Source organism: Actinomycetospora sp. (assembly GCF_055612215.1).
In genome coordinates this window covers 1-4,483 of the sequence record NZ_JBVPVA010000139.1, presented here as the reverse complement: position 1 = coordinate 4,483, position 4,483 = coordinate 1, and the positions used below count along the sequence as shown (strand labels likewise).

Annotated in this window: 4 protein-coding genes; 1 reads left to right on the top strand and 3 read right to left on the bottom strand. The window is 74.7% G+C overall.

Annotated elements, in window-relative coordinates; translation table 11 throughout:
- A partial coding sequence (locus tag AC0CYZ_RS03840; protein ID WP_472212505.1) for an SDR family NAD(P)-dependent oxidoreductase occupies positions 1 to 314 on the bottom strand: 314 nt, incomplete at its 3' end.
- 42 nt (positions 315 to 356) lie between these two features.
- Positions 357 to 1,649, bottom strand: coding sequence for an MFS transporter (locus AC0CYZ_RS03835; RefSeq protein ID WP_472212503.1), 1,293 nt, complete (start codon positions 1,647 to 1,649; stop codon positions 357 to 359).
- A gap of 72 nt (positions 1,650 to 1,721) precedes the next feature.
- On the opposite strand from AC0CYZ_RS03835, the gene AC0CYZ_RS03830 reads away from it, so the two are divergent.
- Positions 1,722 to 2,723, top strand: a complete 1,002-nt coding sequence (locus tag AC0CYZ_RS03830) for a GlxA family transcriptional regulator (protein ID WP_472212501.1) — start codon at positions 1,722 to 1,724, stop codon at positions 2,721 to 2,723.
- A 121-nt stretch (positions 2,724 to 2,844) separates the two neighbouring features.
- Here the strand turns inward: AC0CYZ_RS03830 and AC0CYZ_RS03825 are convergent, their stop codons facing one another.
- Positions 2,845 to 4,434: a DUF6777 domain-containing protein gene (locus AC0CYZ_RS03825; protein WP_472212499.1), complete on the bottom strand. Its 1,590-nt coding sequence runs from the start codon at positions 4,432 to 4,434 to the stop codon at positions 2,845 to 2,847.
- Between the last annotated feature and the right edge of the window lie 49 nt (positions 4,435 to 4,483).

Genomic DNA, 4,483 nt, shown 5'->3' with positions numbered 1-4,483 from the left:
ACCGCGGTGAGGACGTCGAGCGGGTAGTCGACCAGCCGCGGCTGCGGGCTGGGCCCGAGCAGGCTCGCGTTGTTGACGAGCAGGTCGAGGCCGCCGAGCCCCGCGACGACCTGCGCGAGCCGGTGACGGTGCCCGGCGTCGGCGACGTCCCCGGGGACGACGGTGACGGCGGGGGAGTCGAAGGTCAGCGCGGGCGCGTGGCGGGCGTCGACGACGACCTGCCAGCCGTCACGCACGAGCTGGTCGGTCAGTGCCCGGCCCAGCCCCCGGGAGGCGCCGGTGACCAGGGCGGTCGGTACGGGTTCCGATGTCATGCCCGACAGCGTGGAACCTGAACCATTGTGGAGGTCAAGCGGTCAGGTGCGCGGAGCCCACCTCGGCACCAGCAAGGACAGCACCGCCGCCCCCGCGCACAGCCCGCCCGCGGTGAGCCACGCCGAGGTGTAGGAGCCGGTGGTGTCGCGCAGCAGGCCCGCCCCGAACGCCGCGATCGCCGAGCCCACCTGGTGCGAGGCGAAGATCCACCCGAAGACGATGGGCGCGCGGTCCCCGAAGTGCTCGCGGGCCAGGGCGACCGTCGGCGGCACCGTCGCGACCCAGTCGAGGCCGTAGAACACGATGAACGCCCAGATCGGCGGCGTCGCGGCCGGCCCGAGCAGCAGCGGGAGGATCGCGAGCGACAGCCCGCGGAACAGGTAGTACGCGAGGAGCAGGTAGCGCGGGTCGACGCGGTCGGTGAACCACCCGGACGCGATCGTCCCGGCCACGTCGAAGATCCCGACGACGGCGAGCAGTCCGGCCGCCGTCGTCGCCGGCATCCCGTGGTCGTGCGCGGCGGGCACGAAGTGGGTGTTGACGAGCCCGACCGTCGTCGCTCCACAGATCGCGAAGCTGCCCGCGAGCAGCCAGAACACCCCGGTGCGGGACGCGTCGCGCAACGCGTCCAGCGCCTGGCGGACGGCGCCGCCCGCGGGTCGCACGACGACGGCGGGTGGCGCGTGCGGGGGAACCGGCTCGGCGCCGAGCGCGACGATGCCGACGTCGCTGGGCCGGTCGCGCAGCAGGAACACCACCAGCGGCACGACGAGCAGCGCGCCCGCGGTGACGACGAGCGAGGCCGGCCGCCAGCCGTGGGTGCTCGCGAGCCACGCCATGAGCGGCAGGAACACGAGCCCGCCCGCGGACTGCGCAGCCGTCAGGACGCCGCTGACCAGGCCGCGGTGGCGCACGAACCAGCGTCCGGTCACCGTCGCGACGAAGGCGAGCGCGGTCGCGCCGGTGCCGACCCCGATGCACACGCCCCACAGCAGGACCAGCTGCCACGTCGTCTGCACGAACACCGTGAGCCCGCTGCCGGCCGCCACGAGCAACAGCCCGGCGGCCACGACGCGGCGCATCCCGAAGCGCTCCATCAGCGCTGCGGCGAAGGGCGAGATCACGCCGTAGAGCACGAGGTTGACCGACACCGCGGAGGAGATCTCGCTGTGCGACCAGCCGAACTCCATGTGCAGCGGGTCGATCAGCACGCCGGGCGCCGACCGGAAACCCGCGGCGCACATGAGGGCGACGAACGCGGTGGCGGCGACGGCCCAGGGCCAGGTGTTCGCGCGGGTCAGGCGCGAGGGCGCGGGCGGCGTGGTCGTGGACACGAGAGATCAGCATGGTGAGCGCGTCGACCGCGGACCAGTGGCCGGACCGACGACATGTGCCAGGATCGGGCCATGACGAACCCCGTGCACCGCGTGGCGGTCCTCGCCCTCGACGAGGTCGTCGGGTTCGACCTGCCGATGGCCTCGCAGATCCTCGGCGAGGCCCGCCGCGACGGCGAACCGCTCTACGACGTCCGCGTCTGCGGGGTCGAGCCCACCGTGCGCGTCACCAGCGGCTACCGCCTGCAGCTCGACCACGGCCCGGAGGCGCTCGCCGAAGCCGACACCGTGATCGTGCCCGGCACCCGCTGCGTCCCGGTGCGCCGCGACGGGGTCCTGCCTCCGGCCGTCGCCGAGGCGCTCGCGCTCGTCCCGGAGCACGCACGGTGGATGTCGATCTGCACGGGCGCGTTCGTGTTGGCCGCCGCCGGGCGGCTCGACGGGCGCCGCGCGACGACGCACTGGGCCCGCGCCGCGGACTTCCGCCGGCTCTTCCCGGCGGTCGAGCTCGACGAGGACGTCCTCTTCGTCGACGAGGGCGACCTGCTCACCTCCGCCGGCCTCGCGGCCGGCATCGACCTGTGCCTGCACGTGCTGCGCCGCGACCACGGCAGCGACGTCGCGAACGCCGTCGCGCGGTACTCGGTCGTCGCTCCGTGGCGCGACGGCGGGCAGGCCCAGTTCATCGCCGCGCCGGTTCCCGACGACCGCGCGGGCGGCACCGCGACCGCGCGGGCCTGGGCGCTCGAGCACCTCGCCGAGCCGGTCGCCGTGGCCGACCTGGCCGCGGTCTGCACGATGAGCGTGCGCACGTTCACCCGCCGGTTCCGCGCGGAGACCGGCCGCTCCCCGGCGGCGTGGCTGCTCGCCCAGCGCCTCGCCCACGCCCGGCACCTGCTGGAGACGACGACGCTGCCGGTGGACCGGGTGGCGACGGCCGCCGGCCTGGGCAGCGCGTCGTCGCTGCGTGCGCACCTCGGCGCGACCCTCGGGGTGTCGCCGCTGGCCTACCGGCGGCGGTGGGCGTCGTCGTCGGCGGCGGTCGACGGCGGGGCCGGTGCCCACGCGGTGTGACCGGGCGGCCGGGAACACCCCCGAGAACCGGGTCGTGAGGACCCGGTGTTCGGATGGGCCGCGCACGCACGAACGCCCGGGCCCTCGGTGAGGGACCGGGCGTTCGTCGTCGAGGATCAGGTCAGTTGTCGGAGCCCTCCTTCGCGTCGCTCTTCGAGCCGGAGGAGGAGCTGCTGCTCGACGCGCCGGACGTCGTGTCGGTGCCCTTCGACGAGGTGCCGGTCGAGGGCTTCTCGCCGCCGGTGCTCGTGGTGCCGGAGGTGACCGGGGCGGTGCCGGTGGCCTGGTCGGCGGAGCCGGTGAGCGGGCAGGTCGGGGTCGCGGTGGCGTCGGTGACGACCTTCGCGCAGACCTGGGGGGCGGTCACGACGGGCTTCGGGGCGACCTTGTTCTGCCCCTGCTGGCCCGCCGCGGCCTGGCCGTCCTTGCCGGTCGTGGCGGGGTCGACCACGGTCTTCGTCGCGTCCTTGGGCTTCTCCTCGTCCTTGGTCTTCGCGTCCTCCGCGTGGGCCTTGGCGGAATCGTCGGCCTTCTGCTTCGCCTCCTTCGCGTTCTTCTCGGCCTGCTCGGCGGTGCCCTCGGCGCTCTTGGCCGCCGCGTCGGCGAACTTGGCCTGGTTGTTCTTGGTCTCGAGCTCGCCTGCCGCGGCGTCGCGGGCCTTCGTCAGGTCGGCGATGACCTGGGGGTTCGCACCCTCCGCGATGGCCCGGTCGAGGTCGGCCTGGAGGCTGTTCAGGTTGGTCTGGGCCTGCCGGGCCGCGGCCGCGAACCCATCGGCCCGCTCCCGGGCGGCGGTGGCCTCGGCGCGGGCCGTGTCGGCGGTGGCCTGGGCCTCCTGGGCCTTCTTGACGAGCTCGGGGTCGGGCTGCGGGGTGGTGGTGGGGTTCGGGCCGGGGTGCGGCTTCGGGTCCGGCTTACCGGGGATGATCACGACACGGCTGTTGTCGATCGTGGTGAAGCTGTACTGGGTGCTGATCTGGGTGGTCGGGACGACGGTGACGGCGTCGGCCGTGGCCTCGCCGGCGGTCAGCGGGTTGCCGTTGAAGCACTTGACGGTGGGCTCGCCGTAGCTGTTGACCAGCACCGCGGTCCCGGCGGCGAGGACGGCCGGCTCGGGGGTGAAGGCACCGTCGGCGTAGGTGTGGTCGGTGACCGAGGTGTTCGCCCGCAGCACCACCGGAGCGAGGCTGTCGACGAAGGCCGGCACGTCGCCGGCGCCGAGGCCGAACACCCCGCCGAAGGCCGCGAGCTTGGCCGGGTCGGCCTGGAGCTGGGTGAGGAAGTCGGCGGTCGTGCAGGCCGGGGGCGTGGTGGCGGCGTAGAGGCCGGTGGTGTCGCCGGACTGGGGGCCGGTGGCGGCGACGGCGGCGACCTGCGGGGCGTCGGTGCCGAACGGGCTCGTGGTCGGGTTGGCCCCGGCGAACGAGGTGGACTGGACGGCGGCCGCGGCGGACGGGCCCGAGAAGGCCATCCAGGCGCCGGCGCCACCGGCGACGACCGCCGCGGCGACGACCCCGGCGACGATCTTGCCGGCGAGCGGGCGCTTGCGGGACGGCTTCGCGAGGGCCGGCGCCGGCATGGGGCCGGAGAACTGCTGGCCGGGGAAGGCCTGGCCGTACTGCTGCTGGCCGTACTGCTGCGGACCGGTGAACGGCTGGCCGACGTGGTGGGGGTGGGTGGTGTGGACGGTGCGGGGGTCGAAGGTGGTCATCGGAGGCTCCTCGGTGCTTCGGGGGGCCTCGGTTCCGGCCCGCTCTGTG